At 65.4% G+C, this 25578-nt stretch carries 21 protein-coding genes, 1 tRNA gene and 1 riboswitch; of the genes, 10 read left to right on the forward strand and 12 right to left on the reverse strand.

The window, feature by feature from the left end; genetic code table 11:
• Positions 1–159 precede the first annotated feature (159 nt).
• From AB7245_RS01370 to AB7245_RS01385, 4 genes are all read left to right on the forward strand, one after another.
• Positions 160–234 (forward strand) — tRNA-Gly (locus AB7245_RS01370).
• A gap of 76 nt (positions 235–310) precedes the next feature.
• Positions 311–1297, forward strand: coding sequence for an NAD-dependent epimerase/dehydratase family protein (locus tag AB7245_RS01375; RefSeq protein ID WP_063980303.1), 987 nt, complete (start codon positions 311–313; stop codon positions 1295–1297).
• Between the two features lie 381 nt (positions 1298–1678).
• Positions 1679–2959, forward strand: a complete 1281-nt coding sequence (locus AB7245_RS01380) for a PQQ-dependent sugar dehydrogenase (protein ID WP_166104978.1) — start codon at positions 1679–1681, stop codon at positions 2957–2959.
• A 202-nt stretch (positions 2960–3161) separates the two neighbouring features.
• A complete protein-coding gene (locus tag AB7245_RS01385) occupies positions 3162–3755 on the forward strand; it encodes a c-type cytochrome (protein WP_063980305.1) in 594 nt (197 codons plus the stop codon).
• Between the two features lie 80 nt (positions 3756–3835).
• On the opposite strand, the gene panE is transcribed toward AB7245_RS01385, so the two are convergent.
• The 4 genes from panE to AB7245_RS01405 all read right to left on the reverse strand — a co-directional run bounded on the left by panE (position 3836) and on the right by AB7245_RS01405 (position 7618).
• Entirely contained in the window at positions 3836–4759 is a 924-nt protein-coding gene (gene panE / locus AB7245_RS01390; RefSeq protein ID WP_063980306.1) for a 2-dehydropantoate 2-reductase, read from the reverse strand.
• Positions 4760–4881: 122 nt separating this feature from the next.
• On the reverse strand, positions 4882–5490 hold the full coding sequence (locus tag AB7245_RS01395; RefSeq protein ID WP_063980307.1) for a 2-hydroxychromene-2-carboxylate isomerase: 609 nt from the start codon (positions 5488–5490) through the stop codon (positions 4882–4884).
• Between the two features lie 107 nt (positions 5491–5597).
• Positions 5598–6947, reverse strand: a complete 1350-nt coding sequence (locus tag AB7245_RS01400) for an MATE family efflux transporter (protein ID WP_439033828.1) — start codon at positions 6945–6947, stop codon at positions 5598–5600.
• Positions 6948–7036: 89 nt separating this feature from the next.
• Positions 7037–7618: a DUF2239 family protein gene (locus tag AB7245_RS01405; protein ID WP_063980309.1), complete on the reverse strand. Its 582-nt coding sequence runs from the start codon at positions 7616–7618 to the stop codon at positions 7037–7039.
• Between the two features lie 165 nt (positions 7619–7783).
• On the opposite strand from AB7245_RS01405, the gene AB7245_RS01410 reads away from it, so the two are divergent.
• The gene (locus AB7245_RS01410; protein WP_063980310.1) at positions 7784–8449 is read left to right on the forward strand and encodes a glutathione S-transferase family protein; all 666 of its coding nucleotides are present in this window, start codon (positions 7784–7786) and stop codon (positions 8447–8449) included.
• Positions 8450–8482: 33 nt separating this feature from the next.
• Here AB7245_RS01410 and AB7245_RS01415 read toward each other — a convergent pair whose 3' ends face one another.
• Positions 8483–9778, reverse strand: a complete 1296-nt coding sequence (locus tag AB7245_RS01415; protein ID WP_063980311.1) for an MFS transporter — start codon at positions 9776–9778, stop codon at positions 8483–8485.
• Between the two features lie 97 nt (positions 9779–9875).
• Positions 9876–11627 (reverse strand): gamma-glutamyltransferase, encoded by a 1752-nt coding sequence (ggt, locus tag AB7245_RS01420; protein ID WP_231143752.1) that lies wholly within the window; start codon positions 11625–11627, stop codon positions 9876–9878.
• Between the two features lie 100 nt (positions 11628–11727).
• Between ggt and AB7245_RS01425 the strand changes: the two genes are divergently transcribed.
• Positions 11728–13113, forward strand: coding sequence for an MFS transporter (locus tag AB7245_RS01425; RefSeq protein WP_063980313.1), 1386 nt, complete (start codon positions 11728–11730; stop codon positions 13111–13113).
• A gap of 99 nt (positions 13114–13212) precedes the next feature.
• Here AB7245_RS01425 and purH read toward each other — a convergent pair whose 3' ends face one another.
• The 3 genes from purH to AB7245_RS01440 form a co-directional block, all read right to left on the reverse strand.
• Positions 13213–14805, reverse strand: a complete 1593-nt coding sequence (gene purH / locus AB7245_RS01430) for a bifunctional phosphoribosylaminoimidazolecarboxamide formyltransferase/IMP cyclohydrolase (protein WP_283017910.1) — start codon at positions 14803–14805, stop codon at positions 13213–13215.
• A gap of 25 nt (positions 14806–14830) precedes the next feature.
• A riboswitch (ZMP/ZTP riboswitch) is annotated at positions 14831–14912 on the reverse strand.
• Positions 14913–14971: 59 nt separating this feature from the next.
• Positions 14972–16690: a heparinase II/III family protein gene (locus AB7245_RS01435; protein ID WP_231145448.1), complete on the reverse strand. Its 1719-nt coding sequence runs from the start codon at positions 16688–16690 to the stop codon at positions 14972–14974.
• Between the two features lie 155 nt (positions 16691–16845).
• Positions 16846–18192 carry an RsmB/NOP family class I SAM-dependent RNA methyltransferase gene (locus tag AB7245_RS01440; protein WP_063980316.1) on the reverse strand — a complete coding sequence of 449 codons (1347 nt, stop codon included), beginning with the start codon at positions 18190–18192 and terminating at the stop codon, positions 16846–16848.
• Between the two features lie 187 nt (positions 18193–18379).
• Between AB7245_RS01440 and AB7245_RS01445 the strand changes: the two genes are divergently transcribed.
• Positions 18380–18577, forward strand: coding sequence for a DUF1674 domain-containing protein (locus AB7245_RS01445; protein ID WP_063980317.1), 198 nt, complete (start codon positions 18380–18382; stop codon positions 18575–18577).
• Between the two features lie 56 nt (positions 18578–18633).
• Entirely contained in the window at positions 18634–19221 is a 588-nt protein-coding gene (locus tag AB7245_RS01450) for a thermonuclease family protein (protein ID WP_084794916.1), read from the forward strand.
• 54 nt (positions 19222–19275) lie between these two features.
• On the opposite strand, the gene AB7245_RS01455 is transcribed toward AB7245_RS01450, so the two are convergent.
• Together AB7245_RS01455 and acs are read right to left on the reverse strand one after the other, a co-directional pair.
• Positions 19276–19791: a L,D-transpeptidase gene (locus AB7245_RS01455; RefSeq protein WP_063985979.1), complete on the reverse strand. Its 516-nt coding sequence runs from the start codon at positions 19789–19791 to the stop codon at positions 19276–19278.
• 413 nt (positions 19792–20204) lie between these two features.
• On the reverse strand, positions 20205–22151 hold the full coding sequence (gene acs / locus AB7245_RS01460) for an acetate--CoA ligase (protein ID WP_063980319.1): 1947 nt from the start codon (positions 22149–22151) through the stop codon (positions 20205–20207).
• A gap of 410 nt (positions 22152–22561) precedes the next feature.
• On the opposite strand from acs, the gene AB7245_RS01465 reads away from it, so the two are divergent.
• Positions 22562–23731, forward strand: a complete 1170-nt coding sequence (locus AB7245_RS01465; RefSeq protein ID WP_063980320.1) for a DNA topoisomerase IB — start codon at positions 22562–22564, stop codon at positions 23729–23731.
• 108 nt (positions 23732–23839) lie between these two features.
• On the opposite strand, the gene AB7245_RS01470 is transcribed toward AB7245_RS01465, so the two are convergent.
• Positions 23840–24295 carry an SRPBCC family protein gene (locus AB7245_RS01470; RefSeq protein ID WP_063980321.1) on the reverse strand — a complete coding sequence of 152 codons (456 nt, stop codon included), beginning with the start codon at positions 24293–24295 and terminating at the stop codon, positions 23840–23842.
• A 102-nt stretch (positions 24296–24397) separates the two neighbouring features.
• Between AB7245_RS01470 and AB7245_RS01475 the strand changes: the two genes are divergently transcribed.
• Positions 24398–25492 (forward strand): adenylate/guanylate cyclase domain-containing protein, encoded by a 1095-nt coding sequence (locus tag AB7245_RS01475; RefSeq protein ID WP_063980322.1) that lies wholly within the window; start codon positions 24398–24400, stop codon positions 25490–25492.
• The last annotated feature ends 86 nt before the right edge of the window (positions 25493–25578 follow it).

Genomic DNA, 25578 nt, shown 5'->3' on the forward strand with positions numbered 1-25578 from the left:
CGATTCGCCGGTTCCGGGACGTTTTCGGGCGATTTGGCCGCGTTCGGGGTCCATATGGCCCTTCAATTGCGAATCTATGCTGCCGGTAGCTGTTGCATTCGCCGTCCGCTTTTGGCATACGACAGCCGTTGCCGGCGCGTCATGCGACCGACACAGGATGCGGGTGTAGCTCAGTGGTAGAGCACGACCTTGCCAAGGTCGGGGTCGAGGGTTCGAGCCCCTTCGCCCGCTCCAATTTTTCCCAACGCATCCAGCCAAACCGGGTCGGGCCGTGGTTTTCCACGCCGCTGGCGGCTGTATTGGGTCTCAAATGACAATTCTGGTCACGGGCAGCGCGGGCCACCTTGGGGAGGCCGTTCTCCGTATGCTCCGGGGACGCAGTTTCCCCGCGCGTGGAATCGATCTGAAGCCATCGCCCTTCACCGATGCCGTCGGCTCGATCGTCGATCCCGATTTCGTGCGGCGCCAGATGGAGGGCGTCACCGCCGTGATCCACACCGCGACGCTGCACAAGCCGCATGTGGCGACCCACGGCAAGCAGGATTTTGTCGACACCAACGTCACCGGCACGCTCAATCTGCTCGAGGCGGCCCTAGCCGCTGGCGTGCGCAGCTTCGTCTTCACCAGCACCACCAGCGCATTCGGCTCGCAGCTTCGACCCGGAGCCGGACAGGCTGCGGTGTGGGTCACCGAGGATCTGGCGCCGGTGCCGAAGAACATCTACGGCACGACCAAGCTGATGGCCGAGACTCTGTGCGAGCTGTTCTTTCGCGAGCGCGGCCTGCCCGTCGTGATCTTGAGGACCTCGCGCTTCTTCCCTGAGGACGATGACGATCCCGCGATGCGCTCGGCTTACCCGCTGGACAACGCACAGGCCAACGAGCTGCTCTATAGACGGCTGGATATAGCGGACGCGGTGAGCGCCCATCTCCTCGGCGTCGAGCGCGCGCCGAAGATCGGTTTTGCCCGTTACATCATCTCCGCGACGAGCCCGTTCGAGCCCCGTCATCTCGCGGCGCTCGCGCGCGACGCGGCCGGTGTCGTGCGCGAGCTCTACCCGGATTGCGCGCAGCTCTATGCGGCGCGCGGATGGCGGCTATTCCCCGAGATCGACCGCGTCTATGTCAACGACCGTGCGCGGCACGAGCTGGGCTGGCGGCCCGAATTCGACTTCGCGCATGTCCTGAACAGCCTGCGCGATGGGACGGATTTTCGCAGCACGCTGGCACGCGAGATCGGGTCGAAAGGCTATCACGACACGGTATTCGACGACGGACCCTATCCCGTCGCCTCGTAATCGCCGTCTTTGCCGTTTTGCTCGACGCATCAAATGTCTGCCCGGCGTCACCGGGAGCAGACCGGGGTGAGCCGTTCTACTGTGCATGGGGTTGTTTTCGCAATTTTGTGCGACCGCTCTTCCTGCTGCCTGCAAATCAGTCACGCACCATTTTTTGATTCCGCGTTGCAGCGAGACCGTGATCGTCGCCGTGCAAATCTTCGTGGCGTTCAGTCTCAATTTCTATTGAGTCTGACTGCAGTGCTCCCGACGCGCTTCTCACCGTCCGCAGATGTGCTAACCTTTTTGCGTCTGTCGTCCTGACAGACTCCGAACTTCGCCTCTCGACTAGCAAAACAAAATAACGTGCAGCCCTGACGGCTGCCTTAGGGGAGTGACGTGATGAAATTCCATCAATCCGTCTTTCAATCCGTCCTGGCGCTTGCAGCGGTTGCCCTTCTCGCGGGGACAAGCGCAGTCAGCGCGCAACAGCAGGACAAGAACCGCCAGCTGAAGAAATACGAATCCGGCACCAAGGAGTTCTGGACCCATCCGCCGGACGACTGGTTCCTCGGCGACGAGACCGAGGCGCAGAAGGGCCTCGCGCCGCCATCAGGCCCGCCGACCGGCGCGTCGGAGGCCGAGCTCGCCGCGATGATGAAGAAGATCAAGCTGCCGGCCGGCTTCAAGATCGAAGTCTATGCGCCCGGCGTTCTCGCCGCGCGGCAGATGGCCTGGGGTGACAAGGGCACGCTGTTCGTTGGCTCGTTCGGCCTCGGCAACGTCTATGCCATCAAGGACAACAACGGAAAGAAAGAGGTCAAGACCATCCTGAAGGGGCTGAACATGCCCACCGGTCTCGCCTTTAGGGATGGCGCGCTCTACGTCATCGCGGTCGACAAGCTGATCCGTTACGACAACGCCGAAGCCAATCTCGACAAGCTCGGCGACGGCAAGGTCGTCTATGACGACATGCCCTCCTATGCCGCGCATGGCTGGAAGTACATCGCGGTCGACAAGGAAGGCTGGTTCTACCTGCCGTTCGGACCGCCCTTCAACGTCGGCGTGCCCCCGACTAGTGTCTCGCAGATCCGCCGCGTCGATCCCAAGACCGGCAACGCCGAGATCTACGCGCTCGGCGTTCGCAACTCGGTCGGCGGGGACGTCGATCCGCGCACCGGCAAATACTGGTTCACCGAGAACGCGCGCGACTGGATCAGCGACGATCTGCCCTCAGACAAGCTGAACATGATCTCGAAGATCGGCGAGCATTTCGGCTATCCCTACTGCCACCAGGGCGACCTGCTGGATACGAAGTTCGCGATGGGTCACAAGTGCTCCGAGTTCACGCCGCCCGTGCTGAACCTCGGCGCGCATGTCGCTCCGCTCGGTATGAAGTTCTATACCGGCGATCAATTCCCCGCCGAGTACAAGAATAACATCCTGATCGCCGAGCATGGCTCCTGGAATCGTCACAAGTACCAGGGCGGCAATATCACGCGCGTGATCGTCGGCCCCGACGGCAAGAACGCCAAGAAGGAGGTGTTCGCCTCCGGCTGGATCGAGGGCGACCAGGGCTATCTCGGCCGTCCCAACGACATCATCCTCGCCAAGGATGGCTCGATCCTCGTCGCCGACGACTGGGCCGGCGCGATCTATCGCATCAGCTACAGCAAGAAGTAGCGTAGGACGACACGAGGCTGCGACCGGATGACGGTCGCAGCCTCGTTTGTTTGTGACAGGCTTGCAGCGGAACGCGTTCGTCATGCCCGGACTTGATCCGGGCATCCATCAAACGAGAAACCTCTTTGCAAACAGGATGGATTGCCGGGCCTACGCCAAGCAGGCGGGTCAAGCCCGGCAATGACAGTCGGAGAAATCAACCATGCGAGCCGTTCGGTTTGGAATTCTGTCTGTGACGCTTTCGCTAGCAGCACTTGCATTCGTCCGAGCCGAGGCGGCCGATAATGCCGCGATCCAGGAGAAGGCCGCCGTCTGCTCCGGCTGTCACGGCGAGAACGGCATTTCGCAGACGGAGAACATCCCCTCGCTGGCCGGCCAGCCCGATCAATTCATCCAGTGGCAGCTCGTGTTCTTCCGCGCCGGCTCGCGCAAGAACGACCAGATGCAGCCGATCGCCGAGGAGATCACCAACGAGGACATCCGCAATTTCGGCGCCTATTTCGCGCAGATGACGCCGCCGAAGGCCGCGGAAGACGGGGATCCGGACCTGTCGAAAAAAGGCGCGCAAGTCGCCGTCGGCCGCCGCTGCGCCTCGTGCCATACGGATAGCTTCGCCGGCACCAAGGCGGTTGCGCGGCTCGCCGGCCAGCGCGAGGAATACCTCGTCAAGGCGCTGCACGACTACAAGAGCAGCCAGCGCGTCGGCGGCGGTGGTGCTGCGATGGCCGATGTCGCCTATCACATGAGCGATGAGGAAATCACCGCCGTCTCGCACTATCTCGCGTATTTCAAGTAACGCGGAGTCGTTGCGGCAAGCGCCGCTGTCGTCCCGGGGCTCGCGCTCTGCGCGCCCCGGGACGACAGCGGAGCTTGGAGCTACCCCGCCCGCTGCCTCTCATACGCCTTCAGATGCGTATACGCGATGCGCAGCTTCGGCACCGGCACCTTGGCGGCGTCGGCGCGCGCGATGAGATCGCCGACGACGTGATCGGCCTCGACCGGCAGGCCCGCCTTGATGTCGCGGAACATGGATGCCGTCATCGGCGATCCCTCGGTGGTGAGGTTGCCCTTCACGCGCTCGAAGAACGGGCCGCCCGGCGTGTAGCCCGACGCGGTGGCGATCGCGCTGGTCTCGTCCAGCATGCCGAGCAAAAAGTCCCTGCCGCCGGGGGCCGCGAGGATGTTGCCGACGGAGGTGCGCATCAGGCTGGTGCTTGCGGCGAGCGAAGACAGGAACACCCACTTCTCCCACATGTCCTGCATGATGTTCTGGCTGGCGGCGGCGCCATTGATGCCGCTCTTGAAGGCCTCGTCGATCGCCTTGACCCGGTCCGAGAGCTTGCCGTCGCGCTCGCCGTAACTGAGCGACTGCATCGGCTGGAGCTGCACCACTTCGCGCTTCTCGTTCAGGGTCGCCGCGATGGCGCAGAGGCCGCCGAGCACGCGCTCCTTGCCGAATTTTTCGTCGAGCGTGTCGAGATGCTTCATGCCGTTGAGCATGGGGATGATCGCCGTATCAGGCCCGACCGCGGCCGCGAACGAGTTGATGGCGTCGTCGAGGTCGAACGCCTTGCAGCTCAAGAGCACGACGTCGAACTTTTCCTTGAGCGCGTCGGCCTGAACGGTCGGCGGATTCTTCAGCGTCACGTCGCCGTTCGGGCTCTTGATGACGAGGCCGGCGCTCGCGAGCTCGCTGGCGCGCCGCGGCCGGACCAGGAAGGTGACGTCGCGGCCGGCCTGTAACAGCCTGCCACCAAAATAGCCGCCGATGGCGCCGGCGCCGACCACGAGGATACGCATGGGAGAACTCCGTTTTATTCCTGGCTTTATACTTGGCTTTATTTTTGGCGGATGGCGAACAGGAAGTAGCGAATAGCAGGCGCGATTTCCACTCGCTATTCGCTAGGCGCCATTCGCGCGCTTCACTTTCCCGACACCATCTCCTCGACCTCGCGCAGCTGCTCCTTGCCGAAGAACATCTCGTTACCGACGAAGAAGGTCGGCGAGCCGAACGCACCGCGGGCAACGGCGTCCTCGGTGTTCTTGATCAGCTTGCCCTTGACCTCTGGCTCCTGGGCACGCGCGAACAGTTTTTGGGCATCGAGGCCGGAGGACGCCAGCGCCTTCGCCGCGACTTCCGGGTCGTCCATCTTCTTCGGCTCGCGCCACATGTGGTGGAAGGCGGCCTCGACATACTTTTCGAACACGCCCTCCGCCTGTGCCGCGATCGCCGTGCGCATCAGGTTCAGCGTGTTGACCGGGAAGAACGGATTCATGACATAGGGCTGGACCTTGAAGCGCTTGACGAAGCGCTCGGTCTCGACCGCCTGGAATTCGCGCTTGTTCTTGATGCCGGCGAGCGTCTCGGCCGGCGACTTGTTGTTGGTCGACTTGAAGATGCCGCCGAGCAGGATCGGCACGTACTCGAATTTGACGCCGATGCGCTGCTCGATCGCCGGGATCGCGAGATGACTGAGATAGGCGTTCGGGCTGCCGAAATCGAACAGGAATTGCGGGGCTGTGCGGGTCAAAATCGTTCTCCCTGACCTGGCTTTTGATCTGGCTTTTCATCCATTGTGGCGCAGGGCGCGCCACGGGTCCACCGTTTAATGATGGCCATAATATCTTGATGATCCGGTCAGATCAGACGCTGGATCGCGCGCCTGCGCCACACCGTGAGGTAATAGCCCATCTGCAAAACGAACATGGCGCAGAACACGATCGGATAGGCGGCCCACACACCTTTCAGGCCGATCGTGCGGCTCAGGATCACAGCGGCCGGCAGCTCGATTGCGACAATGGCGAAGATCGAGAGCAGCATTGGCGTCAAGGCGACGCCGGCCGCGCGCATGGCTCCGGAAAACACGGTGGCCAAGCCGAACGGCACCGAGCTCCACAGTGCGATGTGAAGCAGTCCCCCGGCGAGGTCGAGTACGGCACTGTCGGTGATGAAGAGGCCGAGCACGGCCCGCGGCGCCAGATAGATCAGCCCCACCAGCCCGCCGGTCAGGACAATGTTGAACAGGAGGCTGGTGCGCACGATGCCATCGAGCAGCGCCCTGTTGCCGCCGCCGATGGCCTGCGCGCCGAGGATCGAGACCGCGATCGAAATCGACATTGCCGTGAACTGCGTGTAGCCCATCACCTGGTTGACTGCGCCATACGCGGCGGTGGCATCCGATCCAAAGCCATTGACGAGCCCGAGCAGCACCAGCTCGGCGACTGCCATCACCACCATGCCGACCGCGCTCGGCAGTCCGATGCCGAGGATCTTTCCGAGCACGGCACGATTGAGCCGCAGATGACGCAGCAGCGCGGCATCCGGTGCCAGTGCATGCTTCGTCCGCAGCAGATAGACGGCCAGTGCGATGAGTGTCAGTGCGTTGGAAATCGCTGCCGCCCAGGCCGGACTGGTGATTCCGGCGGCAGGTATCCCGAACGCGCCGCGGATCAGCATCGGCGTCAGGATCAGTCCGATGGTGGTCGACAAGGCCAACGCCAGCAGCGGCGTCACGGCATCACCGACGCCGCGGATCATCGCCGTCATCAGCAGGAAGACGAAGCCGAGCGGCATGGTGAGCAGCATGATGCGCGCATAGGCACTCGCCTGGTCGAGGATGTCCGGAGGCGTCGCGAGCATCGTCATTAATTGCCGGCTGAAGAAGCCGCCGACCAATGCAACCGAAAGCGAGAGCAGCAGGCCGATCGCGAGCGTCGTGCCGACGACGATCCTGATCCTGCCATGCTCGCCAGCGCCAAAGGCCTGGCCGATCAGCACAGTGGCGCCGGTGCTCAGGCCCATGACGAAGGCGAACAGGAAGAACATCACCGGGAAGAACGCCGACACCGCTGCGAGCGCGTCGACGCCGATCATCTGGCCGAGATAGACGTTGCTGACGGTCCCGAACAGCGATTGCAGCGCGTTGCTCAGCACCAGCGGCGCGAGGAAGCGGAGGAATGTCGTCCAGAGCGGCTTTGGCGCGGACATGGATAGGCCTTTCATCGGGGCGTGCGAAGCCGTTGCCGCGCGATGCGCGCGCGGCTCGGCCGTCGATGGGGTGAGAGAAAGTGCTGCGCCTAAGCGCGGTCGCTGTAGGCGAGCTTGACGATGTGGTCGCGGACGTCGACCGGCCAGTCGGCGATCAGTCCGGTGAAGCGCCGCCGGTCGTCCGCGAACAGGGCGCGCGACGCTTCTTCGAACTGCGGCAGATTACCCGCCATGGTCAACATGAAGTGATAGGCCGCATCGCGCGCCTGCCGCTCGCGGTCCTTGTCGCCGCTTACGCGTCTTGCCTCGTCGACGAGCTTTCGCAGCGCGACCGAGGCGCCGCCCGGCTGGGCTCCGAGCCACTCCCAGTGCCGCGGCAGCAGCGTCACCTCGCGCGCGACCACGCCGAGCTTCGGCCGGCCGCGCCCGCGCGGCTCGCTCGGTGGCGCGGACTCCTCGACCGGTGGCGGGACAAGCTTTGCCACCCGCGCCAGCACCTCGCGATCCCCGCCGCGCAGATCGAAGTCGATCGGTCGGCCCGTGCTGTCCTCGAAGATGATGATGGGCTCGTCCGGCGGTGGCGTGATCCGCTTGACGACCAGCGCGATCTCTCCCGCTGGCCCGGACGCCAGGCGGCGATGGCCCTGGAACGCAGTGAAAGTCCGTTGCATTGAAATCATTGCCATATTGATGACGTTGGCCTTTTAATATCCGGGTAAATTGCTGACGTCAATATACCCGGGTGAAATTATCCGTCTGGATGGCTCGACATTGTGTTCCCGGGCTGGCACGAACGGCGCGGCCGACCGACCACGCCTAGCCTGGGGACCTCAACGATGCTGACCGTTCACCACCTCAACAATTCCCGCTCGCAGCGGGTGCTGTGGCTGCTCGAGGAGTTGGGCGTGCCCTACGAGATCGTGCGCTATCAGCGCCAGCCGGATATGCGCGCGCCGAAGGAGCTGCGCGCCATCCATCCGCTCGGCAAGTCGCCCGTCATCACCGACAACGGCAACACCATCGCCGAGTCAGGCGCGATCATCGAATATCTCATTGCGACCTACGGCAACGGCCGGCTGATTCCGCCGCCGAACACGCCGGAGCGGCTGCGCTTCACTTATTGGCTGCACTATGCGGAGGGCTCGGCGATGCAGCCGCTGCTGCTCAAGCTGCTGTTCACGCTGATGCCGAAGCGCGCACCCGCGCTGCTTCGCCCACTGGTGCGCAAGGTCTCGAACCAGGCGCTCACCGCGCTGGTCAATCCGCAGCTCAAGCAGCACATGGATTATTGGGAAGGCGAGCTCGGCAAGAGCGAGTGGTTCGCCGGCAGCGAGTTCACCGCCGCCGATATCCAGATGAGCTTCCCGCTCGAAGCCGCGCAAGCGCGTGGCGGGCTCGAGCTCGGCCATCCAAAGGCGATGGCATTCCTGGAGCGCATCCACGCGCGGTCGGCCTACGCCAGAGCGCTGGAAAAGGGCGGGCCGTACCAGGTGGGACGGTAAGGTTCCTCACCGCCCCGGGGTGATAACGCCGGACTAGTCCGCGTGCAGCACGCGCCCGCGCGTCTCCGGCAGCGCGAAGGCGGCAATGAAGAACAGCACGTAAGCCACCACCGCGAACATCGCGATCGCATTTGCGAGCGACGTCGTCGCCGAGAGCGCGCCGACCAGGAACGGAAACAGCGCGCCGATGCCGCGGCCGAAATTGTAGCAGAAGCCCTGGCCGGAGCCGCGCAGCCGCGTCGGATAGAGCTCGGTCAGGAACGCGCCGATCCCTGAGAAATAGCCCGAGGCGAAGAAGCCCAGCGGGAAGCCGAGCACCCACAGGATCTCGTTGGTGAGCGGCAGCTGCGTGTAGAGCAGCACCACGGCCATGGCGCCGATCGAGAAGATCAGGAACAGATTGCGCCTGCCGATGCGATCCGCGAGCCAGGCCCCGACGAGATAGCCGATGAAAGAGCCGATGATCAGCGTCGAGAGATAGCCGGTCGAACCGACGATCGACAGATGCCGCTCCTTGGTCAGGAACTGCGGCACCCAGAAGGTGACGGCGTAGTAGCCGCCCTGGCAGCCCGTCGCCATCAGCGAGGCCAGGATCGTGGTCTTCAGGATCGGGCCGGAGAAGATTTCCCAGAGCGCCGGACGATCGCCGCTCGCGGCCTGTTTTGCGCGGGCCTCGGCCGCGATCTCCGGCTCGGTGACGGAGCGGCGGATGTAGAACACCAGCAGCGCCGGCAGTGCGCCGATCACGAACATCCAGCGCCACGCCGTCTCCGGCGGCAAAGCCGAGAACAGGATTGCCTGCGACAGCACGGCGAGACCCCAGCCGACCGCCCAGCCCGACTGCACCGAACCGACTGCGCGTCCGCGATATTGCGGCCGGATCGCCTCGCCCATCAGCACGGCGCCCGCCGCCCACTCGCCGCCGAAGCCGAGGCCGAGCACGGCGCGTGCGATCAGGAGCTGGTCGAAATTCTGCACGACCGCGCAGACCAGCGAGAAGAACGAGAACCAGATGATGGTGATCTGGAGCGTCCTGACACGTCCGATATGATCGGAGAGATAGCCGCCGAGCCAGCCGCCGATTGCGGAGGCCAGCAGTGTCACGGTGCCGGCGAGTCCGGCCGAGGCCGCATCGACCTTCCACAGCGCGATGATGGTGCCGATCACCAGCGGATAGATCATGAAGTCCATGCCGTCGAGCGCCCAGCCCGCGGCGCAGGCCCAGAACGTCCGCCGCTCCGGCGCGTTCATGTCGCGATAGAAGGCGAGAAGGCTGGTGTCTTCGATCTCCGCGCGCTCAATGCGCTGGGTCGGATCGGCTGTGCTCATGTGCGTTTCCCCGGCGGTTCCTTAAAGCTGCGCGGTGGTAGCACGCAGGGCAGCCCGCGCAAGCAGGCGCGCGCTGCCGTGCCATGCAACGGCGAGACTACTGTCCCGCGGCTTCCGCGCCGCGGGTACGCGGATCCGGCGCGCCGAGTGGACCGTTCGGCGTCACCAGAATCGAATTGGCCGAGGTCTGTCCCATCGGCTCGACGATGAGGTGATCCATCGCCTTCAGCTCGAACAGCACATCGCCGGGAAAGCCGCTCTCGATACGCACCTCGTCCGGCAGCCATTGGTGATGCAGCCGCGGCGCAGCGACGGCGGCGGCCACATCCATCTTGTAGTCGAGCACGTTGACGATGACCTGGAGCACGGTCGAGATGATGCGGCTGCCGCCGGGCGAGCCCGTCACCAGCACCGGCTTGCCGTCCTTGAGCACGATGGTCGGGGACATCGAGGACAACGGCCGCTTGCCGGGTCCGGGCAGATTGGGCTCGAAACCGACGAGGCCGTAGGCGTTGGAAGCGCCGACCGCGGCGGTGAAATCGTCGAGCTCGTTGTTGAGCAGCACGCCGGTTCCGTCGGCAACCAGGCCGACGCCATAGCTGAAATTCAGCGTGGTGGTGTTGCTGACGGCATTGCCGCCGGCGTCGACGACGGAAAAGTGCGTGGTGTTGGTGCCCTCGCGCGGCGCGGGAGGGGCGGAGACGAGCTGCTTCGACGGCGTGGCGCGCTCCGTGGAGATGCCGGCGCGCAGCTTGGCGGCGTAGTCCTTTGCAGTGAGCGTGTCGATCGGCGCATTGACGAAGGCGGGATCGCCGAGATAGCGCGCACGATCCGCATAGGCGCGCTTCATGGCTTCGATCAGCAGATGCAGCGAGGCCGGCGACCCCTGTTTCAGATCGGCCAGCTGAAAGCCCTCGAGGATGTTGAGCGTCTCCACCAGCACCACGCCGCCGGAGGAAGGCAGCGGCATCGAGACAATGTCGTAGCCGCGATAGGTGCCGTGCGCCGGGGCACGGATCATCGCCTGATAGGATTTCAGATCGGCCGGCGTCATGATGCCGCCGGCGTCAGTCACGGCCTTGGCGAGCTTGTCCGCGACCGGTCCCTCATAGAAGCCGCGCGGCCCCTGTGCGGCGACGGCCGACAGCGTTTCGGCGAGATCGCTCTGCACCAGCCTGTCGCCTTCGCCGAGCGGTGTGCCGTCGGGGCGCGAGAAGATCCTGGCCGACGACGGCCAGCGCGCCAGCCGCCGGTGCCAACCCGGCAGCGTGTCGGCAAGGTCGTCGGTGACGACAAAACCGTCGCGGGCGAGCCCAATCGCGGGCTCGAGCAGCTGTGCCAGCGTGAACCGGCCCGAGCCGTATTTTTCCAAGGCCAGCACAAGACCTGCGACGGTGCCGGGCACGCCGACGCCGAGCGCGGAATCCCGCGACTTCGCGGCATCGGGCTTGCCGTCAGCGCCGAGGAATATCTGCGGGGTGGTCGCAGCCGGCGCGGTCTCGCGATAGTCGATCGTGATGTCCTCGTTGCGCTCGGCCGAATGGATCACCATGAATCCGCCGCCGCCGATATTGCCGGCGCGCGGATACGTTACGGCCATCGCAAAGCCGGTGGCGACCGCGGCATCGACCGCGTTGCCGCCGCGGCGCAGGATGTCGGCGCCGACTTGCGCCGATATCTTTTCCTGCGCCACCACCATGCCGTGCTCGGACGGAACGGCGTGCACCGTGTCGAGCGCGGGTGGGACATAGGCTCGCCGCGCATCCTGTGCGGTGGCAGACGAAAAACCAAACGCCAGAGTGGCAATGAAGGCGAAAAATGTCCGCCGTGTCGGATATGACGACATCATCAAGCTTCCGTCGCGGCCTCAGGCCAGTTCCCACGCGTCGCTTCAATGCTATACGCTTTGCCCCAACAGAGGCAAAACTGTTCGTGATGGGGACTGGAATATGACGACGATCGCCTCGGATGCGCGCTTGGCCGGCGCGCAGCGGACCTATCCGCCGCGCGCCGCTGTTATCAGCTGGATCTTCTTCGATTGGGCCGCGCAGCCTTATTTCACGCTGATCACGACCTTTGTTTTCGCACCCTATTTCGCCACCAGCATTGCGCCAGATGCCGCCACCGGCCAGTCGTTGTGGGGCTTTGCGATGGCGGCCGCAGGCCTCGCGATCGCGCTGATGTCGCCGGTGCTCGGCGCCATTGCCGATGCCTCGGGCCGCAGGAAGCCGTGGATCGCGGGATTCGGTACACTGCTGGTGCTGGCGGCCTGCACGCTGTGGATCGGCAAGCCCGGCGATCCCACCATCATTGCGCCGCTGCTCACCGCGGTCGCGCTCGCTAGCGTCGGCGCGGAATTCGCCACCGTCTTCAACAACGCGATGATGCCGACCCTGGTGCCGCCTGAGCGGATCGGCCGGCTCTCCGGCACCGGCTGGGCCACGGGTTACATCGGCGGCATCGTCAGCCTCGTCATCGTGCTCGGCTTCCTCGCCGCCAATCCCGAGACCGGCCGCACGTTGCTCGGCTTCAAGCCGCTGTTCGGGCTCGATCCGGTCAGCCATCAGGGCGACCGCATCGTGGGACCGCTGACCGGGCTGTGGTTCATCATCTTCGTGACGCCATTGTTCCTGTTCACGCCGGATTATCCGGCGAAGCATCCGGTGCGCGAGGCGCTGCGCGAGGGATTGTCGGATCTCAAGCAATCGATTAAGGGCCTGCCGCAGCGGAAATCGCTCGCGGCATTCCTGCTCGCCAACATGATCTACACCGACGGCCTGGTGTCGCTGTTCGCGTTCGGCGGCATCTATGCCGCCGGCACCTTCGGCTGGCACACGATCCAGATCGGCACCTTCGGCATCATGCTCGCGATTGCCGGCGCCCTTGGCGCATGGCTTGGTGGCAAGCTCGACGATGGTCTCGGGCCGAAGCGCGTCATCGCAGGCAGCCTGCTTGTTCTGTTGCTGGCGGTGGCGGCGATTCTTCTGGTCGACAAGGACAGCGTCCTGTTCGTCAAGGTTGCGCCGCCTCTTCCGGGCGCGCCCCTGTTCTCGAGCGCGGCCGAGCGCGCTTATCTCGTTTTGGGTTGTCTCATCGGCGCTGCCGGCGGCCCGCTTCAAGCCGCCTCGCGCACGCTGCTGATCCGTCTCGCGCCGAAGGATCGCATCGCGCAGTATTTCGGCCTGTTCGCGCTGACGGGGAAGGTAACGTCCTTCATCGGCCCGCTGCTGATCGGCATGATCACCGCGGTGACGGCGAGCCAGAAGGCCGGCATGGCCGTGCTGGTGGTGTTTTTCGTCGCGGGGCTGGGGTTGTTGATGCGGGTGCGAGATTAGTGGCGTAGCCCGGATGGAGCGAAGCGCAATCCGGGGCCGCTGTTGCTGAGACGTGAGACCCGGATTTCGCTACGCTCCATCCGGGCTACGCAAATCGCGTTAGTGCCGGAAGTGCCGCGTGCCCGTGAACACCATGGCGATGCCGTGCTCGTCGGCGGCCTTGATCACCTCGTCGTCGCGCATGGAGCCGCCGGGCTGCACCACGGCGGTGGCGCCGGCCTCGATGCAGGCGAGCATGCCGTCGGCGAACGGGAAGAACGCATCCGACGCCACCACCGAGCCCTTGGTGAGCGGCTCTGCGAGCTTGAGCTCATTCGCCGCGTCCTGCGCCTTGCGCGCCGCGATCCGCGCCGAATCCACCCGGCTCATCTGGCCCGCGCCGATGCCGACGGTGGCGAGATCCTTGGCGTAGATGATGGTGTTGGACTTGACGTGCTTTGCGACCCGGAACGCGAATTTCAGATCGCGCATCTCGGCGTCGGTGGGCGCACGTTTGGTCACGACCTTGAAGGTCATGTCGTCGACCACCGCGTTGTCGCGGCTTTGCACGAGGAGGCCGCCGGCCACCGTCTTGGCGGTGAGGCCAGGCGCGCGCGGATCGGGCAGGCTGCCGGCGAGCAGCAGGCGCAGATTCTTGCGCGCGCCGATGATCGCGATCGCCTCCTCGCTGGCGTCGGGCGCGATGATCACCTCGGTGAAGATCTTTGTGATCTCGCGCGCGGTCTCGGCGTCGAGCGCGCGGTTCATCGCGATGATGCCGCCGAACGCCGAAGTGGAATCGCATGCGAGCGCCTTGCGATAGGCGCTGACGAGATCGGAGCCTTCGGCCACGCCGCACGGATTGGCGTGCTTGACGATGACGCAGGCCGCGGTGCGCTTGGCGTCGAACTCGCCGATGCACTCGTAGGCCGCATCGGTGTCGTTGATGTTGTTGTAGGAGAGCTCCTTGCCCTGGAGCTGGCGCGCGGTCGAGACGCCCGGCCGCTTGTCGGGCGTCGCATAGAACGCCGCGGTCTGGTGCGGGTTCTCGCCATAGCGCAGCGACTGGATCAGTCTGCCGCCGAAGGCGCGGAAATCGGGCGCGTCGATCTCGAGCTGGCGGTTGAACCAGTTCGAGATCGCGGCGTCATAAGCTCCGGTGCGCGCATAGGCCTTTGCGGCAAGCCGCCGGCGCAGTTTCAACGTCGTCGATCCGTTGTTGGCGGCGAGCTCGTCGAGCACGGCCTTGTAGTCCTCGGCCTCGACCACGACGGCGACGTCGTCATGGTTCTTCGCCGCGGCGCGGATCATCGCGGGGCCGCCGATGTCGATGTTCTCGATGCAATCCTCGAAGCCCGCGCCTTTGTCGACGGTCGCTTCGAACGGATACAGGTTGACGACCAGGAGATCGATCGGCGCGATGCCGTGCGCCTTCATCGCCTCCGCATGTTCCTTGTTGTCGCGGATCGCGAGCAGGCCGCCATGCACCTTCGGATGCAGCGTCTTGACGCGGCCGTCCATCATCTCGGGGAAGCCGGTGAGGTCGGAAACGTCCTTCACCTTGAGGCCGGCCGCGGCGATCGCCTTGGCGGTGCCGCCGGTCGAGACCAGCTCGACATCGTGCGCGGCAAGCGCCTTTGCGAACTCGATCAGGCCGGTCTTGTCGGAGACGGAGAGAAGAGCACGGGTGACGCGGCGGGGATGGTCAGTCATGAGCAAGATCCTCTGTCTTAAGGAGTGTCTATGCCCAGGCGCGCGGCTTCTATATCTCGCGCTTCCCGATGGTGCTCCATCCAAGGTCGCCAGTCGCGCGAGCGAGGGCTCGATAGCAGCTTTCGGCCGTTTTCACAACGATGAGATGGGGCCGAATCGTGCGCGTTTACAGCGGAAGTTCCGGCTCGCGCCGGGCGTTGCGGCGGGCATTGGTGACCGCAGGCGATGCAGTGGAGCGGACGAAGCTCCAGCGGATCGACGGCGCCTGCCGCGCATCCTGCCGGATCACGATCTGCGCGGTGCGGCGCGGGCCGTCATTGCCGGCCAGGAACACGCTGTCCTCGAGGTCGACCTTGTCGTCGAGCGCCTCGAAGGTCCAGACGTCGCGGTTCGGCAGCACCAGCATGACGCCACGGGCATCCGACAGCCGGCTCGCCTTCACCGCCGGATGCAGATGGAAGCGCAGCGCGAAATCGGCATCCGCGCCCTTGAAGCGTCCGCCCTGCGGCGGCGACAGCGTGTCCTCGCCGTCGATGCGTGCGCCGTCATTGGCGATCATCAGCACACGGCGATGGATCGCGCCGAACTTCGCGAGATAGCCGTCATGCGAGGTCGTGAGCAGCGTGCCGTTCTGAACGGTCTCGCGATAGCTCTCGACCTCGACGGGGCCGCTGGTGACGGGTGAACCGTGCAGGAGGCGCTTCATCGCCGACATCTCGACGAACTGGCATGAGGACGTCTCGTGATAGGTCAGCGTCGAATGCGCCGCGGTGCCGCGTGCGAACGGCCGCCAATTGTCGCGGCCCGTGGTCGGCATGCCGCAATTGGTGACGATGCGGCTGATGCCGGAAGACAATTCGAACGACAGGCAGCCGGCATGGGCGTCGTGGCTGACGCCGGCCGGCGGCGGCGGACCGGTGTCGATGATCAGCGTGGTCTGGCCGGCGTCGAGGCGCTGGAAGCCGGTATGCGGCATGTTCGCCATCGGCGCGCCGTGGGTGTCGTCATAGGCGAGCAGCGTGGCGAGCAGGTCCGAGGGCGTCGCGCTCATGCCGTTGAACAGCGCGAAATTGCCGTCGCCGTGCCGGAAGAAGCGCAGCATCGGCATCATGCGGTCGATCGCGTTGAGCAGCGCCGGCGGCGGCGCGATGTTGCGCGCGGCAAAGGTCTGCCGCAGCGGCAACAGGTCGATCAGGAGCTCGATCAGCGCGCCCGGATTGCGGGAGATGTGGCCGCCGTCGGGCAGGATCTGCCGCTGCAACTCGTCCGAGAGCTTTTTCGAGGCACTGCGGATCTGTCCCGCCTGGTTGGCAAGGCACAGCGCCGCGTAGCACAGTGCGATCAGCACCTGGAGCTTCGGCACCCCGTCGGGCATGTTGACCATGGTGTAGCGCAGGAGGCGGATCTCCCGCGCCAGCGCCCGCAGATAGCGGCGGTAGAATTTGTTGTCGGTGTCGTTGAGCACCAGCGGCGCCTGCGACAGCAGCGAGATCACACGCCGCGCCAGCACGTCGGCACGCCGCGCGACGGCGCGGCGCTTGTTGGCGGGGTTGGCGATCCAGTCCTCGACCAGCGCGCGCGCATTGGCGCGCGTCAGCGCGGTGTCGGCGGCGCGCAGATGGCGCAGCCAGCCGAAGCCGAGCAGCGCGACCTCCCAGTCTTCCGACGGCGGTTCGAGATCGAAGATCGAGCGGCCGTGGCAATTGACGATCTTGCCGGCGAAGACGAAGCGGCCGGCATAGATCTCAGCGGCGCGGGTCGCATCCGCGGTGCGCAGGTCATGCGGCGCGATGATCAGCCGGTCGGTACGGCCGGGCCAGACCCGCGATAGCGCAACGGAACCGCCGCTCGCGCGCGCGAGCATGTTCCGCGCGAAGCGGTTCATCACCAGCGTCGAGATACGTCTGCGTTGAGCGACCGACACGCCTTGCCTTGAAGGGGGAGAGGATGAACGACGAATCCTTCTTAATCCCAAAATCGGACGTCTGACACCACCTTGAAGCGTCGCGAATCAGCGCTGGCGCAAAAACCGGTGCAAAATCAGGATTTAACGAGCCGGGCTGCGTAGAAACCGTCGAGCCCGCCGAGCTTGGGATCGGCGTTCGGCAGGTGGCTGGGCAGCGTGCGCAGGTCGCCTTCCGTGGTGATGATCTCGCTGAGCCCCGAGACCTCGGAAGCTTCGATCGGCACGCGGCGCAGGCCGCCCTCCGTGGCCAGCAGCGCCGCGATCGCCTGCTCGCCCTCTTCGGGTTCCAGCGAACAGGTGCAGTAGACCAGCGTCCCGCCCGGCTTGAGCAGCGAGACGGATTTCTTCAGCAGCCGCTGCTGGAGCGCGGTCAGGGCGGCGACGTCGGATTCCTGCCGGAGCCAGGCGACGTCGGGATGGCGGCGGATCGTGCCGGTCGATGTGCAGGGCGCATCGATCAGGATGCCGTCAAAACCCTCGGCAGGGCCGGCCCATTCCACGGCGTCGGCGACGACAGTCTCGGCCTGGAGCGACAGCCGCGTCAGATTCTCGCGCAGACGCGCCACCCGGGCGGGTGAGCGGTCGATCGCCGTGACATGCGCGCCGGCCTGTGCCAGTTGCGCGGTCTTGCCGCCCGGGGCGGCGCAGAGATCGGCAATGGACTTGCCTTTGATGTCGCCAAATAGCCGAGCCGGCAACGCGGCGGCGGCATCCTGCACCCACCATTGCCCCTCGGTGAAGCCGGGCAGCATGGTCACGGCGCCGTGCAGCACCGTGCGCACCGATCCGGTCGGCAGCACTTCACCGTGCAGCCGGCTCGCCCATTGCGCGGCGTCTGATTTCACGGTGAGGTCGAGCGAGGGCTCGTGGCCGAGCGCCAACGCCATGTCTCTTGCGGTCGCCTCGCCGTAATGCGCGCTCCAGCGCGCGAGCAGCCAGGGCGGCAGGTCCAGCGATTGCGTGGCAACTTCATCCACCAGCGCCTTGCCCTCGCGCGCGCAGCGGCGCAGCACGGCATTGACGAGGCCGGCATAACGCGCGGCACGCCGGTCGGACTGGACGAGGCGGACGGAAAGATCGACCGCGGCGTGATCGGGCACGTCCATCCAGAGGATCTGGGCGGCGCCGATCAGGAGCGCGCTCTGCGCGCGCGGCGCTTCGGACGGAATGCCCTTGTCGAGCAAGCGGGACAGCACATGGCCGAGCGTGCCGAGCCGACGCAGTACGGTCGCGACCAGGCGGCGCATCAGCGCGCGGTCGCGGTCGGCGAGCGTCTTCAATCCGGGATGGGCACCGCTGCCGTCGAGCTGATCGTCAAGCGTGCGGTGCTTGTGCAGCACGCCGTCGACGATGTCAGCGGCGATCCGCCGCGCCGCGAGACCGGGCACTTCGGACGGAGGAGCGAAACGTTGAGATGGCATGCGGCTTAAGGTTCTTGGCGAGCGGCAGTTCCGCCGCAATGGGCGCATGCCTCGAGAGACCTATCTTTGGCATGCGAATATGCCAAATGTAAGAATGGCCTCTCGCGTTTACAGCCCACCATGACCATCTCAGCAATGCGTTATTGGACGTCGCACACCCCGTGATCCTGCGCTAGGAACCGCCGAGATGAGTGACCAGCCCCCCGTTTCCGATCGCAAGCCGCTCCCGCCGGCCGCCCAGCGCGCGCTGGCCGAGGCGGAAGCGCGCCGGCAGGCTGCTGCTGCCCACGCCGCGGCGGCGCCGAAGGAATTGCAGGGACCGAAGGGACCTGAGCCCACCCGCTACGGCGATTGGGAGCGCAAAGGTATCGCCTCGGACTTTTGAGGCTGTCTTTTGAGGCTATCTTGCCGGATCGCCCGACTCAGCCCTAGCGTGCGCGGATGCCGCGCTTCGATCCTAGCCATCCATACCGGCCCTCATACAGTGGTTCGCCGTTCGGCCGTCACTTCTCGGGGCTGTTGCCGTGGATGTTCGTGGTCGGAATCGTGGTGGCCGTCGTGCTTACGTTCCGGCACGGGATGAACTGGCCCTTCCCGCATGCGATCGACGGTCAATCGCGAGATGCCCAGATCATTTTGCAGCAGGCCAATCCGGACATCCGTCAGCCGGTCGACGTCATTCGCACGATCGACGGCGATACCTTTCTCGCTCGCGTGCACCAGCGCGACGGACGCGTTCTCGTTGCGCGCGTTCGCCTGCGCGGTATCGATGCGCCGGAGATGAAGGCATCCTGCCAGGATGAATTGGACAAGGCTCAAGCGGCGACCGGCGCCCTGCGCGATTTGCTCGGCCAGGGCGGCGTGACGATCACCAATCTCGGCCCCGACAAATACGGCCGTGTTCTCGCCAATGTCGCGACAAGGCGAACTGCGGACGTATCTGCCGCGTTGCTCGCGGGCGGTTACGCGCGGAGCTACAATGGCGGCCATCGCGACGGCTGGTGCGCGCGCGGCTGGCGCTTCTGGTAACAAAAGGCCGCGTCGATGGACGCGGCTCTTTCAATTCTGTTACGAGTTTGGAGATCAGCGCGTCACGACCACCGTCGTGCCAACCGAGACGCGGCTGTAGAGATCGGTGATGTCGTCGTTGAGCATGCGGATGCAGCCATAGGAGACGAAGCCGCCGACCGAGCCCGGCACATTGGTGCCGTGGATGGCATACTCGCCGCCGGCCAGCGTCATCGCGGCGACGCCCATCGGGTTATGCGGTGAGCCGCCCGGGATCACGTCGGGAAGCTGCGGCTTGTCGCGCTTCACTTCGGCGGGCGGCGACCAGGCCGGATTGCGATACTTGCCGTCGATGCGGGTGGTGCCGGCCCACTGCTTGCCGGACTTGCCGACGCCGACCGGGTAGCGCACGGCGTGGCCGTCATCGAGGATGAGATAGAGCCGCCGCTCGTTGGTTTTGACCACGATGGTACCGGGTGAATAGTTGGCGACGTGCGTCCCAACCATTTCCGGCCGCGCCTCTGCGGCCGTCGACATCAAGACCCCTGCCCCGATGGTGGCGGCGAGCGCCACAGCAATCCTTACCGACATCAATTTTTCCTCTGCCCCGAACGGATCGTCCAAAACTACGCAGCACCGGCAATTGCCCGCTTACCCGGATATTCTTAATCGCGCCTGTTAACCGGATGGTTTCCACGCGCGGCCGCCAAGGGCCCGCCAGCACGCGGAACAAAGAAAATGTTCGAAATAAAGTAAATGACAAGAAAACAACACTTGGCTGGAAAGACGCGGGCGCGGCGCCGCGCGCCCTGACAAGTGCGTGAGGGTGTGAATGGCTGTTGTTTCGAGGGGGGCTCTGTGTCCCGGACGCGCCACAGCGCCTTGGCGCTGCTGCGCAGAGCCGGGACCCAGGAGGCCACGCGCTCTGCCGTTGGATCGGCCCCCGGCTCTGCAGCGCACCGTTGAAGAAGCGCTGCGCTGACTCCGGGGCACGAGAGCGTGGCTTACGCCGACTTCTTGTTCTGCCGGTTCTTGACGAGATCGTCGACGACGGCCGGATCGGCGAGCGTCGAGGTATCGCCGAGGCTGCCCGGCTCGTCCTCGGCGATCTTGCGCAGGATGCGGCGCATGATCTTGCCGGAGCGGGTCTTGGGCAGGCCGGGCGAGAACTGGATCTGGTCGGGCGCGGCGATCGGGCCGATCTCCTTGCGCACCCAGGTGACGAGCTCCTTGCGCAATTCGTCGGTCGGCTCGACGCCGGCCATCAGGGTGACATAGGCGTAGATGCCCTGGCCCTTGATGTCGTGCGGGTAACCGACCACGGCGGCTTCCGACACCTTCTCATGCGCGACCAGCGCGCTCTCGACTTCCGCGGTGCCCATGCGGTGGCCGGAGACGTTGATGACGTCGTCGACGCGGCCGGTGATCCAGTAATAGCCGTCGGCGTCGCGCCGGCAGCCGTCGCCGGTGAAATACTTGCCCTTGTAGGTCGAGAAATAGGTCTGCTCGAAGCGGGCGTGATCGCCATAGACCGTGCGCATCTGGCCCGGCCATGATCGCGTCAGGCAGAGATTGCCTGATGTCTCGCCGTCCAGCACCTTGCCGTCGGCATCGACGATCTCAGGCACGACGCCGAAGAACGGCTGCGTCGCCGAGCCCGGCTTCAGCTTGGTCGCGCCCGGCAGCGGCGTGATCAAGATGCCGCCGGTCTCGGTCTGCCACCAGGTGTCGACGATCGGGCAGCGGTCGTCGCCGACGACGCGGTGATACCACTCCCAGGCTTCGGGATTGATCGGCTCGCCGACCGAGCCAAGCAGCCGGAGGCTTGCGCGCGACGTCTTCTTCACGGGCTCGTCGCCGCTCTGCATCAGCGCGCGGATCGCGGTCGGTGCGGTGTAGAAGATGTTGACCTTGTGCTTGTCGATCACGTTCCAGAAACGGGAATTGTCCGGATAATTCGGCACGCCTTCGAACATCAGCGTGGTCGCACCGTTCGCCAGCGGCCCATAGAGGATATAGCTGTGTCCGGTGACCCAGCCGACGTCGGCGGTGCACCAGTAGATGTCGCCGTCGTGATAGTCGAAGACGTATTGATGCGTCATCGCGGCGAATACGAGATAGCCGCCCGAGGTGTGCAGCACGCCCTTGGGCTGGCCGGTCGAGCCCGACGTATAGAGGATGAACAGCGGATCCTCGGCGTGCATGTGCTCGGCCCGGCATTCCGTCGTCACCATCTTGGCGGCGTCGTGATACCAGAGATCGCGCGACGGATTCATCTCGACCGTGCCGCCGGTGCGCTTGACAACGACGACCCAGTCGACGCCATCGGCCTTGGCGAGCGCTGCATCGACATTGGCCTTCAGCGGCACCTTCTTGCCGCCGCGCAGACCTTCGTCGGCAGTGATGATCACCTTGGACTGGCAGTCGTTGATGCGCTGGGCGAGGCTGTCGGGCGAGAAGCCCGCGAACACCACGGAGTGGATTGCGCCGATCCGCGCGCAGGCCAGCATCGCGTAGGCCGCTTCGGGAATCATCGGCAGGTAGATGGTGATGCGGTCGCCCTTCTTGACGTTGCGGGTGCGCAGGATGTTGGCCATCCGGCAGACCTCGTCGTGCAGCTCCTTGTAGGTGATGTGCCGGGATTGCGAGGGATCGTCGCCCTCCCAGATGATCGCGGTCTGGTTGGCGCGCTTGTGCAGGTGCCGGTCGATGCAATTATGGGCGACGTTGAGGATGCCGTCCTCGAACCATTTGATCGAGATGTTGCCGGGGGCAAAGGAGACGTTCTCGATCTTCGTCGGCGCGTGCATCCAGTCGATACGCTTGGCCTGCTCGGCCCAGAAGGCGTTCGGGTCCGCGATCGAGCGGGCGTACATGTCCTTGTACTTGGCTTGGTCGATCCAGGCGCGCTTGGCCCATTCCGCGGGGACGTCGTAGGTCTTCTCGGACATGCTTCCCTCCAGATACGGCAAGCCGAGCCCAGGCGACTGGCGAGCCGACGTCATCGTTGAACCGATTATGCGTCCGCCTAACCGGACCCGACAAGGAGCACAAGCTGGACCTTCGGCGAGCGGCCAGCCATGCGGAAGATCAACGCCGCCTGGCGCGACTGTCGCAGATCTGAAACAGGCCGGCGCGGCTTTCCAGGTCTTTACCAAATCGCCGGAAGAGGCCCGTGCAGGGCGCCCATGCGCCGCAGGAGGTATTTAGAAACCGTCTGTCACTGATTCGGGACTCGCAATGCGGTTCGGAACACCCTAAATGGCCAACCCGGGTCCAACGAGACCGTCCAAGAGACCCTTGGAACAAAAATCAGAACAGCGGCATTGACCGATAACAGACAGGGCTAAGGCTTAAGACTATGATGGATCAGCAGAATCTCGGGACGATGCGGCTCGCTTCGGCCGATCCTGCTGCTGTCGCGCTGGCGAAAGCCCTCGGACAATGGCCGAAACCGGCCGGTTCCGCCCGTCTCAGCCCGAAAAAGGTCTTCGACACCGCGCCTGCGACCTCGGTTGAGGCGATCGCCAAGGAGCTGGGCCTGCGGCTCGGCGACCAGAACGAGCTGACCATCCGGCGCATCAAGCGCGGCAAGGGCTATTCCTTCGTCCGTCCCAACGGCGCGCATATCCGCGACGCCCGCACTATCCGCCGGCTGCACGCCATGGCGGTGCCGCCGGCCTATCGCCAGGTGCGCTACTCCGCCGATCCGAGCTCGCATCTCCAGGCGGTGGGACGCGATGCCGCGGGCCGGCTGCAATACCGCTACCACGCCGATTGGGAAAAGGTCCGCGAGCACCGCAAGGCGCACCGGCTGGAAAAGCTTGTTGGCGCGCTGCCAAAGATCCGGCGCAAGGTCTCCGCGTTCCTGTCGGGCGACGAGCCGACGCGTGAATTCGCACTCTCGGCCGTGATTGAGCTGATCGCGCGCACCGCGATCCGTCCCGGCAACGAATCCTATGCCCGCCTCAACGGCACCCGCGGTGCCACCACGATGCTGAAGTCGAACGTTACGCTCGAGGACGACTCCTTCGTGCTGACGTTCAAGGCCAAGGGCGGCAAGGCGGTGCGGAAAGAGTGCGACGCTGCGAAGCTGGTGCGCGCCATCGGCATTCTGAACGGCGTTCCCGGCAAGCGCATGTTCCAGTATCGCGACGCCTACGGCATCGTGCGCGCGGTCAGCACCACGCAGGTGAACGCGTTTCTGCGCGAGATCGCCGGCATCAAGATTTCGCTGAAGGATTTTCGCACGCTGATGGCGTCCGCAGTCGTGGTGGAATCGCTGTCGCGGATCACGCCGGCGACCAGCCAGCGCGGCCGCAAGAAGCAGGTGCTGGACGCGATCCGCGCCGCTGCCGACAAGCTCTCCAACACGCCGGCCATCTGCCGCAAGAGCTACGTCCACGACACCATCGTCACCGCCTTCGAGGACGGCATCCTCGAACGCTTCGCCGCGACCATGAAGGGCCAGCGTTCACAGGCCAGGCGCGAGCAACTTTTGCAGCAGGTGGTGGCGACCGCGGCGGTTTAAGCGGGAGTGCCGTAGGGTGGGCAAAGGCGCGAAGCGCCGTGCCCACCATTCTCACGACATTGTTGATAGGCCGCGTGGGCACGCTTCGCTTTGCCCACCCTACGAGAGCTACATCTTGTCTGAGATACCCTTGTCCGGACCGGGATCGCGGCCCGCGGCTGCGCTCGTGAGCCGGCCCAGATAATGCGCCCATCCTTTCGCGTGCGCGGCGGCCTGTTCCTCGGTCGGGAGCCCGCTATGGGTCATGCGCAGCAGCGTGCCGCCGTCGCGCTCGATCAGGTCGATCTCGATCAGGCTCGAGCCGGGCGGCACTTCCTGACCGCCCTCCCAGCCGAACGTGTAGGCCAGACGATGCACCGGCACGACCTCGCGGAAGGTGCCGCGGCCGACGCCGCCACGCGGGCCGATGCCCTTGAGGAGATAGAGCCCGCCAGGGTGCGGCTCCGTGGTCGCGTCGGAGCCCATCCAGCTCAGGATTTTCTCGGGGTCGGTCAAATAGGCGAAGACGGTGGCGCGGGGGGCTGCGATCTGGGTTTCGCGTCGCACTACGAACGGCTCGGTCATCGGCGATCATCCCTGGGCTGACACTGGCCACATGGCGGCGGTGGAGCGGTGCGTCAAGGATTGCCCGTGACAAAGACGGGCCACCTTCGCCATCATCGGGCCATGCAACTCTCCCGGACCCTCGCCTGGCTCGTCGATGCCGCCTCGGACTGCCCCGGGGCCGACCGTCTGCTCGCGGAACTCGGCGCTCATCTGGTCGCCGACGGTGTGCCGCTTGCGGCAGGCAGCCTGACGTTGGAGGTGCCGCATCCGCTGATCGCGAAGCGGACCTGGCTGTGGCGCGCGGAGAACGGCCGGGTCATCGAGGCGCTCGGCTTCGCACCAAGTGGGCTGGCGCCCGACCCGCCCGATGATGCCGGCCGCCGCTGGCTGCGCGACATCGCGGGCGGCGAGGTGCACGAAGAGGTGGTCGGGCGACAGGATGGGCCGCAGCTCGGCTGGATCGGGCCGCGTCCGTTCACCGCAGACGAGATCGAGCAATTGCGCCAGGCTGCGCGTTTCGCCGCGACGCCGCTTGCCGTACTCGCCGCGCGCGCCACGTTGCGCGCGACGCTCGATGCCTATCTCGGCAAGCGCAGCGCGGAGCGGGTGCTGGCGGCGCCGCTGCGGCGCGATCTCGGCGAGACCATTCAAGCCGCGCTGCTCTATGCGGATCTGCGCAACTTCACGACCTTGTCGGAAACCACACCGCCGGCCGACGTCATCGCAGCGCTCGACGCCTGGTTCGATCGCATCGCCGGTGCCGTTCATGCCTTCGGCGGCGAGGTGCTGAAATTCATCGGCGACGGCGTGCTCGCAATATTCCCGGTGGTCGAGGCCTCACCGCGCCGCGCCTGCGACGCCGCCCTGCGTGCCGCAGGCGCAGCCGAAGCCGGCATGGCGTATCTCAACGGGGAGCGCGGCGCTCAAGGACTGCCGCCGCTTGCGTTCGGAGCGGCCCTTCATCTCGGCGAAATACTCTGGGGCAATATCGGCGCCGCCAACAGGCTCGATTTCACGGCGATCGGTCCCGCCGTCAATCTCGCCAGCCGGCTCGAGGGATTGTGCAAGCCCTTGGAACGGACCGTCCTGGTATCGGGGGCGCTTGCCGCGGAGACGGACACGCCTCTCGTCGCGCTCGGATCGCATCCGCTGCGCGGCATCGCTTCGCCATGCGAGGTGTTTACGCTACCGGCGACGCAAGCCCGGATATCGTAGCCCCGACGGAGCGAAGCGCAGTGCGCTCTTGCGCGCCGTGCCCACCATCTCACGGCAAGCTCCGGTTTCGATTGGTGGGCACGCTA

Origin of the sequence: Bradyrhizobium sp. 604_D8_N2_3 (assembly GCF_051810765.1) — a bacterium.
Lineage (GTDB): Bacteria > Pseudomonadota > Alphaproteobacteria > Rhizobiales > Xanthobacteraceae > Bradyrhizobium > Bradyrhizobium barranii.